The 16,959-nt window shown below is 44.2% G+C and carries 16 protein-coding genes and 1 tRNA gene; 11 read left to right on the top strand and 6 right to left on the bottom strand.

Going from position 1 to position 16,959, the window contains the following annotated elements:
- Positions 1-11 precede the first annotated feature (11 nt).
- From ICN36_RS10785 to ICN36_RS10800, 4 genes are read left to right on the top strand one after another with little or no spacing between them, the layout of a single operon-like run.
- Positions 12-1,286 carry an FAD-dependent monooxygenase gene (locus ICN36_RS10785; RefSeq protein ID WP_216228363.1) on the top strand — a complete coding sequence of 425 codons (1,275 nt, stop codon included), beginning with the start codon at positions 12-14 and terminating at the stop codon, positions 1,284-1,286.
- Positions 1,279-1,995, top strand: a complete 717-nt coding sequence (locus tag ICN36_RS10790) for a DsbC family protein (protein WP_216228364.1) — start codon at positions 1,279-1,281, stop codon at positions 1,993-1,995. The genes ICN36_RS10785 and ICN36_RS10790 overlap by 8 nt, the downstream gene beginning before the upstream one ends.
- Positions 1,996-2,000: 5 nt before the next feature.
- Positions 2,001-3,776 (top strand): M61 family metallopeptidase, encoded by a 1,776-nt coding sequence (locus tag ICN36_RS10795; protein ID WP_216228365.1) that lies wholly within the window; start codon positions 2,001-2,003, stop codon positions 3,774-3,776.
- 6 nt (positions 3,777-3,782) lie between these two features.
- Complete coding sequence (locus tag ICN36_RS10800; RefSeq protein ID WP_216228366.1) at positions 3,783-4,538, top strand: uracil-DNA glycosylase; 756 nt, start codon at positions 3,783-3,785, stop codon at positions 4,536-4,538.
- On the opposite strand, the gene ICN36_RS10805 is transcribed toward ICN36_RS10800, so the two are convergent.
- Complete coding sequence (locus ICN36_RS10805; RefSeq protein WP_255531309.1) at positions 4,527-4,823, bottom strand: hypothetical protein; 297 nt, start codon at positions 4,821-4,823, stop codon at positions 4,527-4,529. The genes ICN36_RS10800 and ICN36_RS10805 overlap by 12 nt on opposite strands.
- Before the next feature lies 1 nt (position 4,824).
- On the opposite strand from ICN36_RS10805, the gene hemA reads away from it, so the two are divergent.
- The 5 genes from hemA to rmuC all read left to right on the top strand — a co-directional run bounded on the left by hemA (position 4,825) and on the right by rmuC (position 9,796).
- Positions 4,825-6,141, top strand: coding sequence for a glutamyl-tRNA reductase (gene hemA, locus ICN36_RS10810; protein ID WP_216228367.1), 1,317 nt, complete (start codon positions 4,825-4,827; stop codon positions 6,139-6,141).
- Complete coding sequence (prfA, locus tag ICN36_RS10815) at positions 6,142-7,221, top strand: peptide chain release factor 1 (RefSeq protein ID WP_216228368.1); 1,080 nt, start codon at positions 6,142-6,144, stop codon at positions 7,219-7,221.
- 24 nt (positions 7,222-7,245) lie between these two features.
- Positions 7,246-8,088, top strand: a complete 843-nt coding sequence (gene prmC, locus ICN36_RS10820; protein ID WP_216228369.1) for a peptide chain release factor N(5)-glutamine methyltransferase — start codon at positions 7,246-7,248, stop codon at positions 8,086-8,088.
- A gap of 95 nt (positions 8,089-8,183) precedes the next feature.
- Complete coding sequence (grxD, locus tag ICN36_RS10825) at positions 8,184-8,492, top strand: Grx4 family monothiol glutaredoxin (protein ID WP_072583421.1); 309 nt, start codon at positions 8,184-8,186, stop codon at positions 8,490-8,492.
- A 29-nt stretch (positions 8,493-8,521) separates the two neighbouring features.
- Positions 8,522-9,796 (top strand): DNA recombination protein RmuC, encoded by a 1,275-nt coding sequence (rmuC, locus tag ICN36_RS10830; protein ID WP_216228370.1) that lies wholly within the window; start codon positions 8,522-8,524, stop codon positions 9,794-9,796.
- A 112-nt stretch (positions 9,797-9,908) separates the two neighbouring features.
- On the opposite strand, the gene ICN36_RS10835 is transcribed toward rmuC, so the two are convergent.
- Entirely contained in the window at positions 9,909-10,493 is a 585-nt protein-coding gene (locus ICN36_RS10835; protein ID WP_216228371.1) for a phasin family protein, read from the bottom strand.
- Positions 10,494-10,689: 196 nt separating this feature from the next.
- On the opposite strand from ICN36_RS10835, the gene ICN36_RS10840 reads away from it, so the two are divergent.
- Complete coding sequence (locus ICN36_RS10840; RefSeq protein ID WP_216228372.1) at positions 10,690-12,015, top strand: MFS transporter; 1,326 nt, start codon at positions 10,690-10,692, stop codon at positions 12,013-12,015.
- Here ICN36_RS10840 and ICN36_RS10845 read toward each other — a convergent pair.
- The 4 genes from ICN36_RS10845 to ICN36_RS10860 all read right to left on the bottom strand — a co-directional run bounded on the left by ICN36_RS10845 (position 12,012) and on the right by ICN36_RS10860 (position 15,571).
- Complete coding sequence (locus ICN36_RS10845; RefSeq protein ID WP_216228373.1) at positions 12,012-13,517, bottom strand: tetratricopeptide repeat protein; 1,506 nt, start codon at positions 13,515-13,517, stop codon at positions 12,012-12,014. The two genes, ICN36_RS10840 and ICN36_RS10845, sit on opposite strands and share 4 nt — an antisense overlap.
- A gap of 13 nt (positions 13,518-13,530) precedes the next feature.
- Positions 13,531-14,196 carry a hypothetical protein gene (locus ICN36_RS10850; RefSeq protein ID WP_216228374.1) on the bottom strand — a complete coding sequence of 222 codons (666 nt, stop codon included), beginning with the start codon at positions 14,194-14,196 and terminating at the stop codon, positions 13,531-13,533.
- A gap of 81 nt (positions 14,197-14,277) precedes the next feature.
- A tRNA-Ser gene (locus ICN36_RS10855) sits at positions 14,278-14,349 on the bottom strand.
- 181 nt (positions 14,350-14,530) lie between these two features.
- Positions 14,531-15,571, bottom strand: coding sequence for a nucleotidyltransferase domain-containing protein (locus ICN36_RS10860; RefSeq protein ID WP_216228375.1), 1,041 nt, complete (start codon positions 15,569-15,571; stop codon positions 14,531-14,533).
- A 183-nt stretch (positions 15,572-15,754) separates the two neighbouring features.
- Between ICN36_RS10860 and ICN36_RS10865 the strand changes: the two genes are divergently transcribed.
- Positions 15,755-16,720 (top strand): helix-turn-helix transcriptional regulator, encoded by a 966-nt coding sequence (locus tag ICN36_RS10865; RefSeq protein WP_216228376.1) that lies wholly within the window; start codon positions 15,755-15,757, stop codon positions 16,718-16,720.
- Positions 16,721-16,959 lie beyond the last annotated feature (239 nt).

Genomic DNA, 16,959 nt, shown 5'->3' on the forward strand with positions numbered 1-16,959 from the left:
ATCATCGAGTTATGTCAGAAATTCAACAAAATCACCTCTCAAAATCCTCGATTCCTAGCTCTCAAAACCGCACCGTAGATGTTGTGGTGGTTGGCGGAGGCATTGTAGGAAAGGCTTGCGCCCTAGGCCTAGCCCAGCTTGGCCTCAATACCATCGAGATTGCTCCCGATTTAGGACAAAACGTCCCAAATCCGCAAGGCACTCAATGGGGTCAAAGAATTTACGCTTTTTCCCCAAGCACTCAAAAATTATTGGCCCATTTACAAATTTGGGATGCACTTGATCATGATCGCTTACAACCAGTAAGAGATATGCGAATCTATGGTGATAGGGGTGAAAAGAATGACACCCTCCATCTTTCTGCATTTGAAGCAGGCACGCCGCAACTTGCTTGGATTGGAGAAGCCAACTTAATTGAACACACCATTGATCAAGCTTCGCGTTTTCAAAATAAATTAGAGCGTGTTAATGATACTGTTGAAAAAATTCATGTAGATGCCAATGGGAGCACTCTGAATTTAAAAAATGGTGGCAGCATTCGTGCACAACTTGTTATTGCAGCCGATGGTGCTAACTCACCCATTCGTAATGAACTAGGTATGAGTGCAAGTGAAGAAAGTTATTCACAAAGTGCAGTAGTTGTTAATTGGCTTTGCACCTACCCTCATTTAGAAACTGCTTTTCAGTGGTTCTTACCGGGTGGCGATATTGTTGCCATGCTGCCCTTACCTGGAAAACAAGTTTCCATGGTCTGGTCAACCTCACCAGAAAATGCCAGTGATTTATTAAAACTCGATCAAGCGCAATGGTTGGATCAATTTGCATCCATTGCTAACGGCGCAATTATTAAGCAGTTAGGTGAACTGACCCTCAACTCAATTCCCGCCGCCTATCCTTTGAGAAAAATTCGTGCCAAACGATTTATTGGCCCAGAAGCCTCGCCAAAGGTAGTGTTGATCGGCGATGCCGCCCATGTCATGCACCCATTAGCTGGGCAAGGCCTCAATTTAGGTTTACGTGATGTTGCTGTTTTACTGAATATTTTAGGTAAACGGGAATCCTTTCGATCACCAAGCGACATCGTGCTATTGCGTCGTTATGAACGTCAACGCCAAGGCGATACCAGCGCACTTTTATGGGTAACCGATAACCTCAAGAAATTATTTTCTGCAAGTAGCAGCACTGAACGCCAACTCCGCAACTGGGGCCTAGGTCTTGTGAATAAGAGTCACTTTATAAAACAGCGCTTAATTGAACGCGCTTTGGGAGAAATTGATTTTGAATAAATTCTTAGCTGCGATCACCTTTATTAGCGCAACGCTACTTTTTACCGGCTCACTTCACGCGCAACCAGAGCAACAAATAAAAACCGAGATTCAAAAGAAGTTGGGAGCAAACGCTAAAGTAAAAAGTGTTTCACCAGCACCAGTTTCTGGTTTATATGAAGTGTTGGTTGGTAATGATATTTTCTACACTGATGCCTCTGGAAAATACCTTATACAGGGCGAAATCATTGAGCTTGCTTCGGGTAAAAATCTTACCGAGCAAAGACAAACTGATTTAAATCGGATTAAATGGAGTGACTTAAACCCTGCCAACGCTATTAAAAATGTACGCGGTAATGGCAGTCGACAGCTAGCCATTTTCTCTGACCCCAACTGCGGCTACTGCAAACGCCTAGAAAAGTCCCTGCAACAACTCGATAACGTGACGATCTATACCTATTTAATTCCAATCCTGTCGCCCGACTCCATGCAAAAATCAAAACAGATTTGGTGCTCTTCTGATCCATACAAGGCATATATTGATTGGATGATTAACGGCATAGCTCCTAGTGGCAAGGGTGAGTGCACTACACCGCTAGATAAGAATATGGCTTTTGCCAAGACCTATGGCATCACAGGTACGCCGACGCTATTCTTTACAGATGGTAGCCGCTTCCCTGGTGCAGTACAAATCACCGATATCGAAAAGAAATTTAACTCGCTGAAATAATCATCATGAACCATGCCGACTTACCTGCAATCCAATATACGATCTGGCCGGCAGATCTGTATGGTCATCGCTTTCGTGTCAAATTACACATTGCCAATCCAGATCCAAATGGGCAAGTATTGCAAATGCCAGCTTGGATTCCGGGCAGTTATTTAATTCGTGATTTCAGCAAACAAATCGAGTTAATCGAAGCGTATTCAGTTACAGGCACTAGGAAAAAAATTGCTCTCGAGCGTATCGACAATGACCACTGGCTTCTACCACCACTGAATGGCTCGGTAGAAATCCTCACCACTGTTTATGCTTTTGACTCTTCAGTTCGCGCTGCATATTTAGATACCGAAAGAGCATTCTTTAACGCCTCTAGCTTATGCTTAGCCGTTAAAAGCCAAGAGTACTTGCCTTGCTCACTTGCCATCACTCCTCCTGAGCTTGCCTTTGCTGATCACTGGACGGTGCAAACCACCTTAAGAGCAGTTAAAACGGATGATCGTGGGTTTGGTTTTTATCTGGCAGAAAACTATGATGATCTGCTAGATCATCCGATAGCAATGGGCGATTTCCAACTGGTTCACTGGAAATCGAATGGTGTTGCTCATCGCATGGCAATTCAAGGATGCAATCACATTGTTGATGCAAAGCGTCTAGCGCAAGATTTACAAGCCATCTGTACAAGCACTATTGATCTCTTTGAGCCTAAAACTAAACGCGCGCCTTTTGGCGAATATGTATTCTTGGTCAACGCAGTATTAAATGGCTATGGCGGTCTTGAGCATCGTAATAGCACTGCATTACTCTGTCGTCGCGATCAGATTCCTCAAGAAAATATTCTGTTTGAAGAATCTACTTATAGAGAATTTCTGGGTTTGTGTAGTCATGAGTATTTTCATGCATGGCTAGTGAAAAGAATTCAACCTAAAGCGTTTCAACCCTATGATCTCGCTAAGCGTAACCACACTCGCCTGCTATGGGTATTTGAAGGCTTTACCAGCTATTACGACGACCTTCAGTTATTACGTAGTAAACGTATTGATCTCAAAACTTATCTAAAGTTAGTTTCCGACAATTGGAATGGTATTTTGCGCGGCCCCGGCCGCCATAAGCAGAGTTTGGCTGATAGCTCATTTGATGCATGGACCAAGTATTACCAGGCTGATGAGAACACACCAAATGCCGTTGTAAGCTATTACGGCAAAGGCGCCCTACTTGCACTTGGCCTAGATTTACAAATACGTGCATTTACCAAAAACAAACAATCTCTTGACGACCTTATGCGCCTGCTTTGGCATAAGCATGGTAGCGAGGGTATTGCCGAAGATGGATTAGATGGGTTGATTTTTGAATTGCTAGGCGAGGACTTTGGAAAAATCTGGAATGAGATGAAGGCGCGATATATTTTTGGCGTTGAAGATATTCCACTGCAAAAATGGATAGGCTCAAATCTCATTTGCGTAAAACTCAAATCCCAGTCGGCTCTAGAAAAATTAAAGTTGCAATTTGGCATGCGTCATACCGATGCCAATGGGTGGCTGAAGGTGACCCACGTTTTTGATGGCGGCATTGCGCAAGCGGCAGGCCTAGCAAGTGACGACTTACTGTCCAGTATTGATGGACAGCGCGTCACGAGTGCCCGCTGGGATAGGGTCTTAGGTAGTCTTTCTGAAAACTCCCATGCCCGCATTACCTTCTATCGTGATGATTTAGAGCATGAGCGCATGGTCTCGCTTCAGTCCGCCTCAATACCGGTTCAATACGAATTACTACCCAAGAAAGATGTTTGACCAAAATTGAAAGCGTTATTTTCAAAAGGCGATATTCCAAATGATTGGCAAGAATTACTTGGGAGTTATTTAGAGTCATCAGATTGGCAAGCTTTAGAGAAAAATTTACAGGCTGTTTTAGATTTAGATCTAAGTGCTGTCAGGCCTGAGCCACAAAACTTTTTTAAAGCCCTAAAACTGAGCCCAGTCCATTCAGTAAAGGTAGTGATCTTGGGTCAAGATCCATATCATTCAGCCGGTTTGGCACAGGGATTAGCATTTTCGATACCCGCCGAGATTGCAGTGAACTCACGAGCATTTCCCAGCTCACTACGTAATATCAGTAAAGCACTGGCGCTAGAAGGTTTCGGATCCTTACCAAACGGGGATCTTCATCACTGGGCTGAACAAGGAGTTCTTCTGCTCAACTCGGCTTTAAGCGTCAAATTGGGTGAAGCAGGTAGCCATGCCAATTTGGGGTGGAAGAGTTTTATAGACCATCTTATTAGTGCGCTATCAAAGCAAAAGCCTAATCTCGTCTGGATGCTGTGGGGAGGCCATGCCCAATCCAAATTGCCGCTAATTGAGGGCGGCAATTCTCAGTATATTTTGCAGTCCTCTCATCCATCTGGCTTGGGGGTTTATAAGACGGATAGGCCCTTTTTAGAGCCTGGAGGCAAAGGAAGCTGTGGCCACTTCACCAAAGCCAATCAACTCCTAAGTGAGCACAATTCCCCACCCATTGTGTGGATCGCAAGCACTCAAACTGATTTATTTGGCTAAAGCAGTAAAAACGCAACCCACTGCACAAGAAGCAAAAATAGCGCTAGCCCATTCCAGGATTTGCCCAGACTGGAAAAGATCCCAGTACCGCCCTAAATACGAGCTGGTGGCTGCCGCAATAAACCCAAGCAAGAAGGCAATGAGGATCCTTCCGGATCTAAGCCCAGAGGAAGTGCCAGGGTAAAAAATCCAGGCTGATGCCCCAGAGATACCCCCAATCACCAGAAAAGCTAAAAACCCCATTGATACCCCCATTAATGCTACCATCAAATCTATAATCGCCATTATGAAGTTGTTGACACTTGGCATCAATCATCACACAGCGCCGCTAGCCGTTCGGGAAAAAGTCGCCTTTGACCCTGAATTTCTTCAAGAAGCGTTACACGATCTTCGCCAACATTTGGTTGGCGCGAATCAGGCTGGGCTGCCCGAGGCGACTATTTTGTCAACCTGCAACCGAACTGAAGTCTACTGTGCTGCAAATGATGCCAGTGCCGCAGGGCTTTTACATGAAGCTACTTTTGATTGGTTAGCTAAAACCCAGCAACTTGCTCCAAGCAGTCTTGAGCCGCATATTTATTCGCTGCCACAATCAGATGCGGTTCGACATGCGTTCAGAGTTGCTTGCGGTTTAGATTCTATGGTGATTGGCGAGACTCAAATTTTGGGTCAAATGAAAGATGCTGTTCGCACTGCAAACGATGCTGGTGTTTTAGGAACCTATCTCAACCAACTCTTTCAGAAAACGTTTGCGGTAGCAAAAGAAGTTCGCGGCTCTACTGAAATTGGCGCGCACTCGATTTCTATGGCAGCAGCATCTGTTCGTCTCTCTGAACGCATCTTTGAAAAGATCTCCGATCAAAAGATTTTATTTATTGGCGCGGGTGAAATGATCACCTTATGCGCTACCCATTTTGTTGCCCGCAAACCGAAGAAGGTGGCTATTGCCAACCGTACTATTGAGCGCGGCCAGGAGCTAGCAGATTCTATTTCAGAGCAAGACGTAGAGGCCGAATCCTTCAAGCTCTCAGAGCTGCCTGGACGTTTGCACGAGTTCGATATTATTGTGTCGAGCACCGCCTCATCCTTGCCTATTATTGGTCTTGGCATGGTAGAGAGCGCACTGAAACAGCGTCGCCACAAGCCTATGGTGATGATTGATTTAGCAGTACCACGAGACTTTGAACCTGAAATCTCTCGATTAGATGATATTTATCTTTATACGGTAGATGATCTGGGAGTCATGATTCAGACTGGCGTAAATTTGCGTCAAGCAGCTGTTAGCCAAGCTGAAGCAATCATCGAAGATCGCGTTGGTAACTTTATGCATTGGATGCAAGGCCGTAATGCAGTCCCGCTTATTCAGGATATACAGCAACAAGGTGAACGATTGCGACAACTCGAACTTGAGCGCGCAATGAAACGTTTGATGCGCGGCGAGGATCCACAAGAAGTTCTTAATGCTATGGCTCAAGGCTTAACCAATAAATTTTTGCATGGCTCGCTCCACGCACTACAACACTCGAATGGCGCTGAGCGTGACGCCCTGATTAAGTTGCTGCCTAAACTATTCGCCTCGCATTCCAAGCCAGAAGACCATTAGATGAAGCCCAGCATGCGGGCTAAGCTAGACCACCTAGACACGCGCTTAGCCGAACTTAACTCCCTATTAACCTCCGAAGAGGCAACCAAAGATATGGATGCCTACCGGAAGCTCACGCGCGAACATTCTGACATTGCCACCGTTGTTGAGCAGTTTGGCCTCTATAAACAGGCCGAGGCAGATGCCCAAGCGGCGGAAAACATGCGCAAAGATCCGGAGATGAAGGACTTTGCCGATGATGAGCAAAAGCAGGCCTTAGCTACGATGGAAGAGCTTGAGAGCACATTACAAAAGCTTTTACTTCCTAAAGATGAAAATGATGACCGCAATGTTTTCTTAGAAATTCGTGCGGGTACTGGTGGTGATGAAAGTGCACTCTTCGCTGGTGATCTTCTCCGAATGTATACCCGCTTTGCTGAGCGCCAAGGTTGGAAAGTGGAAATGGTCAGCGCCGCTGAATCCGATTTAGGTGGATACAAAGAAGTTGTTCTGCGCTTAGTAGGTCAATCCGTCTACTCACGTCTCAAGTTTGAATCCGGTGGTCATCGTGTGCAACGAGTTCCACAAACAGAAACTCAAGGACGCATTCATACCTCCGCCTGTACTGTAGCCGTGATGCCAGAAGCAGATGAGCTCGAAGCGGTCAAAATTAATCCTGCTGAATTACGTATCGATACCTTCCGCGCCTCAGGCGCTGGCGGTCAGCATATTAATAAGACCGACTCGGCAGTGCGCATTACACACTTACCTACCGGCACAGTGGTTGAATGCCAAGATGATCGTAGCCAACACCGCAATCGAGAACAGGCAATGAAGGTGTTGGTTTCTCGCATCATGGATGCCCGGGAACGCGAGAAACATCAGCTCGAAGCGCAGACCCGCAAGTCCTTAGTTGGCTCTGGTGATCGTAGTGATCGCATCCGCACTTATAACTTTCCCCAAGGTCGCATCACCGACCATCGCATTAACCTAACGCTTTATAAAATCGATGCCATGATGGATGGTGATATTGATGATCTTTGCAATGCGCTTGCCTCGGAGCATCAAGCAGAGTTACTTGCAGCTCTCGGTGATAACTAAGCCTTAACCGAGATAACTACAACTGTGAGTGAAGATTTAAGCCTGCGCTCTTTATTAAGAGATACAGCCCTGACGCCAGCTGAGGCAAAAATCCTCATGGCCCATATTCTAGAAAAGCATTACCAACTTCCTCGCTCAGCCCTACTCTCTCGAGATGAGATGTCGCTAGATGCAGAAGCAATGGCAGATTGGAACCATCTTCAAGCTAGAAGACTTAATGGTGAGCCCATTGCCTACCTAGTAGGCAAAAGAGGTTTTCATAATATTGAGCTATATGTTGCCCCTGGCGTTTTGATTCCGCGCCCAGAAACCGAGCTCTTGGTTGAGATTGGTTTAGGTGAAATCAATCGCTTAAATGGCTCCGTGAAAATTCTGGATCTGGGAACGGGGTCTGGAGCCATCGCCTTAGCGCTTGCGCACGAATCACTCAGCGCACAACTGACCGCCACCGATCAATCATTCGAAGCCCTAGAAATTGCCCAAAAAAATGCTGTCTTATTGAATATCGCCGCTCGGGTACAGTTTTTGCAAGGAAGCTGGTATGAAGCATTGGATAAGGGTATGTCTTTTGACATCATTCTCAGCAATCCACCTTATATCGCCTCCCAAGATAGCCATTTAAGTCAGGGCGACCTGCGCTTTGAACCAGTCTCTGCTCTGACTGATCATGGCAGCGGACTCACCTGCTTAGAAATTATTGTTTCAGGCGCCAAACATCATCTGAATCCAAATGGCTTACTTGCCGTTGAGCATGGCTTTGACCAGTCAGAAGCGGTTGTAGCCCTAATGAAACAAGCTGATTTTCATGACATCCAAACGCATTTGGATTTAGGCGGCCATTACCGTGTCGCCTCGGGCAGAAAATAGGGCGAAATAACCTTTTTTCACATTAAGTCTTAAAATCAATCAAACCTTATTATCAAACCGTCCTCGCAAGAAGACCGCCTTACTAGAAAGAATCTATGGACTCACAAGCTCAAATTAAAGAAATCGTTACTAGCCATCCAGTAGTCTTGTTCATGAAGGGAACTGCACAGTTTCCACAGTGCGGCTTTTCTGGAAACGCTATCAACATCTTGCGCGCTAGCGGTGTTGAAAACCTCCATACAGTAAACGTCTTGGAAGATGCTGGAATTCGTCAAGGTATCAAAGAGTTTGCAAATTGGCCAACGATTCCTCAGCTCTACATTAATGGTGAATTTATTGGTGGCTCTGACATCATGACTGAAATGTTTCAGTCCGGCGAATTACAAAAACTCGTTAAAGCTTAAGCAAACTTTTCGCCAAGATCTTTGACGCTGTGACTTTTGATTTAAGTTCTCTTCTACTATTTGGCCTACCATTTGGAGTTTGTGCAGGCCTTTTGGTTTATGCGCTAAATCTGCGCTCTAGTCTTGCTCGTGTTGAGCAGCAAGCCCAAACAGAACTTGCTCTGGCGCTTAGTTTGCGCGCCGAGCGTGACCAAGCACTACAAAATGCGATTCGCCTCGAAGCAGAATTAGACTCAGAACGCAAACAGGGCCTGGGAAGAATTGAGTCACTCAACGAGGCCAAAGAAGCACTAATAAATCAGTTCAAAAATCTGGCGAATGAAATCTTAGAAGATAAGTCCAAGCGCTTTACCGAACAAAATACGGCAAGCCTAGATGCCTTACTAAAGCCATTGCAAACTAAGCTGACAGAATTTAAAGAGCAGGTCAGCACTTCCTATGGCAATGAAGCCCGTGAACGCCATGCCCTCAAAAGCGAAATCGAGCGCTTAGCCAATCTCAATCTTCGTATGTCAGATGAAACGCGCTCCTTAACCCAAGCCCTAAAGGGGGACTCCAAGGTTCAAGGTAATTGGGGTGAGCTAGTGTTGGAATCCATTTTGGAATCCTCAGGCCTGCGCAAGGGAGAGGAATACCTTGTTCAAGATAGCCACACCCAAACTGATGGATCGCGTCTGCAGCCCGACGTAGTAATTAAGTTACCTGAAGGTAGAAGTCTGGTTGTTGATAGCAAAGTATCTATAACGGCTTATGCACGTCATGCTGAAACCACGGATCCTATAGTTGCTGAGCAAGAGTTGGCTGCACATATTCAATCTTTACGTCAACACATCCAAGGCCTATCTGGAAAGAACTATAGCTCGCTTTATGGAGTGGGTTCAGTTGACTTTGTTTTGATGTTTGTACCCATTGAGCCGGCGTTCTTACTTGCCTTAAAGACTGCGCCCAATCTATATCAAGAAGCTCTAGCAAAAAATATTGTGTTGGTATGTCCAAGCACCCTCATGGCTACCCTGCGAACAGTTGCCCATCTATGGCGACAGGATCATCAAAATAGAAATGCTCTAGAGATCGCAAAACAATGTGGCAACCTTTACGATAAGTTTGTTGGCTTTGTAGATGATCTTGAGAAACTTGGACAACGTCTCGATCAAGCGCAAACGAGCTACCACGATGCATTCAGCAAACTAAAAACCGGCAAGGGCAATCTCATTCGTTCAGCTGAAAAAGTACGTGAGTTAGGCGTTAAGCCCAGTAAAAATCTGGCTACACCCTTGATTGAATCTTCTTCTGACTTCGAATAATTGCAGCCAGTAGCCTAAATAAATATTGAAAAAATTTAGACAAACAAAAACCCCGCCTAGTTCACACTAAGCGGGGTTGTTTATTCTGACTACTGAATCTAAGTCTTCTAGCTTAAGCAGATTTACGGCTACGTGATGCAGGTGTAGCAGCTTTTTTAACTTGGGCAATTTGACCTTGTACAGTTTCGATCGCTTGATCAGCAGTTTTTTCTGCATTCACAAAAGCTTCCTTACTAGCAGCGCGGAACTGTTCGAAACCTTGCAATGCGCTACCGTATACAGTCTTGAATGATGACAAGAAAGCATCAGAACCTGTAGGCGCATTAGCAGTAACGGTATTGAGCCAATCCTGGAAGCCATCTTGCAACTGGTCGATGCTTGCATCAACTACGTTTGAAAACTCTTTATTGCCATCACGCAATACTTTGCTTACTTTCTTTTGATAAGCAACAGCTTGGTTACCAGCGGCTTGCAAAGAATCAGCAGTAAAGATTTCAGTAACTTGCTTTGGATCTTTAGCTGTCAAAACTTGCTGAATACCATCTTGGGCATTTACCAATACATCTTTAGAAGCTGCGTAATTCAACTCAGCCAATTTTTGAGCATTTTCCAAAGCAGCTTCGCTCAAAGAAAATGAAGCCTCGAGGCCTTTGCTGTTAATTTGGGACAATTTAGCGGTGATTTGATCTTGGTTCATGTATTTCTCCAGAAATTAAGTGGTACAACTAGTCAATTAAGCGCACGATTTAAGAGATGGAAAACTGTAGATACCTTAAATATTGCACTGCACCATGAAACTGTAACTGAAGGAATAGGGCAAATCAAGAAGTTTTTGCTGCTTTGCAACAAATATATCCCTTAAATAAAATAAACTTAGCATAATCAATCACTTAATGTCGAACCAGAATAATCATACCTACCGAAAAGTGGCCATTGCAGCCTGCTTTGGAACCTTTTTGGAGTGGTACGACTTTTTAACCTTTGCGACCCTAGCAGTAGTTTTCGCCCCCCTATTCTTTCCCTCAACCGACCCCAATACAGCCCTTTTAGCGAGTTTGGCAACCTTTGGTGTTGGAATGGTGGTTAGGCCTATTGGAGCTGCTCTTTTTGGCTCTATGGGCGATCGAATTGGCCGTAAGCCAGTCTTCATGATCACCATTGTCCTGATGGGGATTGCGACTGTTAGCGTTGGCTTTTTGCCCACCTATGCCCAAGCAGGAATTTGGGCGCCAACCCTCTTGGTAGCTTTACGCCTTCTTCAGGGGCTATCTGCTGGCGGGGAGATCGGCGGGAGTGCCGTTTATCTCACTGAGCATGCGGGTAATGAGCATAGGGGATTTAAAACGAGCTTCTTACAACTCATGGGTCCGCTTGGCATTCTGTTCTCGACCCTGCAAATTGCCTTACTCAGAAATTATCTATCGTCAGAAGAATTTCAATCCTGGGGTTGGCGTGTGCCTTTTTGGATTTCCATTGTGCTGTTGTTAATCGCATTTAAAGCACGAATGGCTTTAGAAGAAACGCCGGTATTTTTAGAGCTCTCCAAAAACAGTAACAAGATCGAGAATCCATTAATAACTAATTTTCGCGATCCACAAACGCGCAAAAGAATGTTTTTACTGTTTTTTTGTATTTCATCTGGTGGTGCTGTTCTATTCTTTTGTGTACAGGTTTACACAGCAATCTTTTTAAAAACATCCGTCAAGTTACCACCCGAAATCGTCGACCAACTCAGCCTGTATTCAACTCTCTGTCTATTGCCGCTCACTGTGTTTGCGGGTTGGCTCTCTGATAAGGTGGGACGCAAGGCTGTTGTCGTTAGTGGTCTTATTTTTGGCGCCGCAATTACGATTCCAGCATTTAATGCGCTTCAATATTTAGGCAATACTTATCAACAAACAAGTGGCAATGGGGCTCTTCTGCTCATTAGTGCAATTCTTGCATGCCTATCTCTTGCTTTGGCATTAGTAGTCGGCCCACAAACGGCGTTTTTAGCAGAATTGTTTCCAGCAAACTCACGCAATAGCGCTGCAACACTTCCTCATAATTTAGCGGCTGGATGGATTGGTGGTCTACTCCCCCTTATTGTCACTTGGTTAAATCAACAATGGGGAACGGCCACCGCCGGCCTTTGGTATCCGACTATTTTTTTGGCAAGCGCAGGATTAACTGCTCTCTTTTATTTACCAGAAACCAAAAAAGTTGACCTCAACACTTAAAGTGCTGCGCGCTTCTTTTGTGCCAGGTCATTTAAATCAAGCCTTACACGCACAATGACCTCATCCCAATTGCCCGGCTGTTTTTGTTGATAAATTTTTGCTGTTGGATACCAGGGGCTATCCTCTCTACCTCTTAACCATCGCCAACAAGAATCGTAGCGATTGAGAATCCATACTGGCTTACCGAGTGCCCCAGCCAAATGTGCTGAAGAGGTATCTACAGAAATAATCAGATCTAGGCAATCCATCAGCGCAGCAGTATCTGAGAAGTCATTGAGTAAATGAACGCAATTAATAAGCTCAGGCCAGACTTGATCTTTTCTGGCGGCTAATTCTGATTCGGCGGGATCGCCTTTTTGAAGACTATAAAAATCCACTCCCGGAATACCCTGTAATTTTGCAATTTGATCGAGCTCAATATTTCGTCGTTTATTAATAGCCCATAACTCTGGATGCTCTGCCCTAAAGCCACCATTCCAAATTAGTCCCACGCGAAGGTTTTGCTTACTTACGATCTCTTGTTCATAGGCACTCCTCTGCGCTTGATTAACATCTAAATAAGGAATCTGATTGGGAATTGAGTCTAGGTCTGTTTTAAACAACAAAGGCAGACTCAACAAGGGAGACTGGAAATCAAACCCATCAACCTTGATGTCATTAATAGCAACCAGATTACAGAATTTTGATAACCCTCTCAATACATTGAGAAGCGGAGCGGGCGCCCCAAATGTCACATGCGCACCAAGTTCAAATAGAGGTTTTATATAGCGACAAAACTGTAAGGTATCGCCCAGACCCTGTTCGGACCAAATAAGAATTTTTTTACCCGCAATACTATCGAGACCTTCGAGCCTTGGAGTATTAGTAAATTGAAACTGAATTGGATTCGACTTAAACCAACGTGCTTCATAATTTTGCCAACCATTTTCATAGTCGCCGTAAATTAATTGAAGCAACCCTTTATGCCAATAAGCATCAACATAATTAGGATTAATCGCAGTAGCTTGATCGAAGCATTGCATGGCTTCTTTGGGGCGGCCCAATAAAAGCAGAGCGTTACCTTTATTGCTATAAGCCTCTGCATATTGAGGGTTTAAAGAAACTGCATTGTCGTACAACTCAAGAGCATTTTCATAACGATATAACTCTTGGAGAGCATTACCTTTATTGCTATAAGCCTCTGCATAAGTGGGTGCAATTTTGATAGCTAGATCCAGGGCATATAGTGCCTCGTCATAGCGACTAAGCTCTTTGAGGATATTTCCACGATTGCTATACGAAATCCCATTACTGGGATCCAGCTCGATTGCTTGATCAATAAGCTTCAGCGCATCCTCAAAATTAAATTGCAGCGCTGAATTTACAGACATTAAGCGGAAAACATCAGCCTCACCAGGAGAGGAGGCTAAGGCTTGATTCAGTAATTTCTGAGCTTTATCAAATTCTCTGAGCTGAAGATGATGCAGAGCATTCTTAACAAGAATTTGAGTTCCTAAATCCATTCCTCGCCAATTCTTATTGTTTATTAAAACCCACCCACCCAGCTTGATATTCTGCAAATAACAAAGTAGCTTCTGCGGCACTAGCAAACTCAGCCACTAAACGACCTTTACCCCCAATTTCAGGACTTGTTAAAAATGATACTTGCTGATTTTCACCGGGTAAAAAATTTACGTTTAGGGGGCAATCATCAACTACAACCAAAGTCTTCTCGTCCACACACGGGAAAATTGCCAGCATTTCTTTTAAATGATGTGCAGCAGAAGGAAACCAATACTGCATATCTAAATCGAAAGAGTCTAGATAAAGGAAATTAATAGTCTTATTCTCAGCAGTAAAGTGCCTATTAAGCCCAGTCAAATAATGAACGCTATCATCCTGGTTTACAGATACCCTTTTACTTACCAAATTTTTGCATGCTGAAACCGACTGCGGGTTGATATCCACCGTAAAACAAACAGATTCGGTATCGCGGGTCGTAATATATTTGTCAAACATCACTGTACTTTGACCATCGCCAGCCCAATTATTTGCGAGTCTTGCGCATCCGGTTTCAACTATGACTAATGGCCCATGAATTGAATCTAGATATTCAAAAATTTTTCGAAATGTTTTTTCGCGATGAGCTAATTGAGGAGCAGCGATGCTATCAAAAAATACCCAGAACTCATTATTTTTCATTGGGAAGCTTAATGATGAAGAAAGGATGTTTTCACCAAAACTATTTGAGCGTTGCCTTCAAATAATTCAAATAAAGATATTTGGTGCCCCTTGTCCGACTCGAACAGACCACCTACTGATTACAAAGCAGTTTAACAGCTGTGCCAGTAAGGCCTCCCCTATACAGTCATTGGGCTTGGTTAATATTAAACCACATTGGATCACGTTTTTATCAGCTTAGGTTGACACTTTGTTGACGGATTTTCAATGAGGGGTCTTGTTCAGCACTTACGCCCTACAGAATGAGTATGCCTCAATTTTAATGCGTTGCTTAATTCAAATTAAACGTTTAACTTCACTTCAGGGGCTTAACAATTCTCCGGTTACCCATATCATCAACTGCAATCTTATCGGCAACGGCTGATGGAAACACCTTGATATCCTCAAAGCTATATTGCGGCAAATGACTGTTAATCAAATCAACCACAATACGGGCCTGACTAGCATCACGGATGCGCTTGCCCGGATCTCTATCGGGTTGATCAGCCATCCACAGCTTAAATAAAGCAAAAGCACGGGGATCAACTGTATTCATACGGGCCATCTTGCCATTAACGCCAACGATAACCTCACTAAATTTGGGTGCACTGAGTAACCAATCTGCATTACGCGCTTTTACTACCCAAAAATCATCAACCAGAGCACTAAAGCGACCAGGCTCAGCATCACTGCCCTGACCCATGCGGCGCAAAATATCAACCTCATAGCCATCTTTATTAACAGCGGTATACAGCTGGTCATCACGCAGCGTGAAGGTTGAATCAATGCTCTGAAGAAAGCCCAGCATACCGCCAGCAAGGGTATTTTCTTGAGTAAACAAGCTTAATTTTTTACGGTTATCCCATAGCAAGTCAACATCCCGAGTTGCCAGATGAGCCTCATTAAGGCGGACCCCAGCGGCAGTCTCATAGGCATATAGTGCGTTAGTGCCAATAATGGTGAACTTGTCAGACATGCCAGCATCACTCAACCCAACCAGGATATCAATAATGATGTTGGGTGTTCTGCCCACCCTGAGCGCACGATTTAGTCGCTGATGCTTTACGGCGGCTTGCTTTAACCCTGACGAGAGTTCTGCTGCGCGCGCTTTGCCGGCGGTAAATTTGTTGTAGATGGCTTCTGTTTCAGCGCTTTTGGCACCAAGGCCGGTTTGGTCGCCCCTAGTAGTCGTGCGCACCAGATATTCCTTACCTTTAACGGTTTTCCAAACCATTCCGCCACGAAACTCTGCCGACCGTAATTTAGCCTGCTCTAAAGCGGTAAATGCGCTTTTAGCGTCAATATATTGCCGGATGGAATCTTCGGGAAGATCTATTATTTCCAAGTTATTTTGCATTTTAATAAATTACTTGGAAATATAGGCGTTGTCAATCAAAACCCCTGTATAGCCCCACTAATTACGTAAAACTTTGGACCTTATACATAGCAGGCATTCAAAAACTAATTTTTATGACTTCAAATGAAGGTGTAAATTGTTACTTAACATTAATAATAATTAAGTAACTTTTAAAAGGTCCATATGTCAAACGGAAAAACGCTGGTGCAAATTGCCTTAGAGATATTGAAATGCAATCAAACAGAATTAGCTATAGAGATGGGTGTCTCCAAAGCCCAGATCAGCAAGTGGAAGAATGGGGAGTCAATGTCGGCAGTTATGGAAAAGAAACTGCGCGATATAACCCAGGCTGGAGACCTTGATCCCGATTTTGTAATCTCTTGCGGATCGGTGGACGACGCTAAAAAATGGGCCAAATTGATCACTTACCAAATGTATAACAATGAGGCCGAACTAGATTATGGGATTGAGGATGAAGCGGTTTGTGCCGAGCTAATGAGAATCTTAGCCCTCATTGGAGTCAACATTCCAAAACCTTTTCCGCAAGAGTTCATTTTGCAATGGGAATATGAGGAAATGTATGACCACTATGGCGAGGGCAATGATAAGGTTGATGCGACGATAGATGCATTTGAAGAGCAGCCCCTCATTCATTTAATCAGATCAATTTTTGATAATTACGCCTGCATTGATCATTTCATTGGAATGTATGTATCCAACCTGGGATTAAATCATCCAAACTTTCAAAATCTGGAAGCCAAGCAAGAGATCTTGCATCGTCAGCTTGAGCTTGCTACAGCAAAGGCCAATGTGAATAAAGAAATCGCGCCTTTATTTGGAAAGTTTCAGTTCATCACGATGAGTGATTTCAGCAATTTAATTGGTGAAGTTAAGGCGAAGGCATATGAATTAGGCCTTCCGCTTGAAGCCGAATTGAATGACCTAATAACCGAGAATCCTGAGAACATTAGGGATGACACTAGTGACCGGGATATGTGGATATTTCAAAGTCAGCGCAGCCATCCAGATATCTATATGAATGAATTGCTGGAAGGAATGAGGGCGATCCATGCAGTACTACCTTTGATTCTTAAAAAACTGGATATTAGCCCAGAAGAGATAAATGCTGCACTTACTGAGGCGCCCTGACTGAGGGGCGGCGAGAGTATGACTTTTCTATAATGGGATCTGTGGCTGCTTTTAAAGCTCATTTGGACGCCGATAGCTCACTAGGTTGCAATCTTAAATGTCTCAATTCGGCCGAGGCTGTGTAAAAACCCCCAATAATCTCCCTGTTTTTGTAAACACCTAAGCACCCTCAAACGTTAATTCAGTATCACTAATTAACGGATGTTCATGAAGATGAAACGATTCATTACTGGCCAAGA

The organism is Polynucleobacter sp. UK-Gri1-W3, assembly GCF_018881595.1.
Lineage (GTDB): Bacteria > Pseudomonadota > Gammaproteobacteria > Burkholderiales > Burkholderiaceae > Polynucleobacter.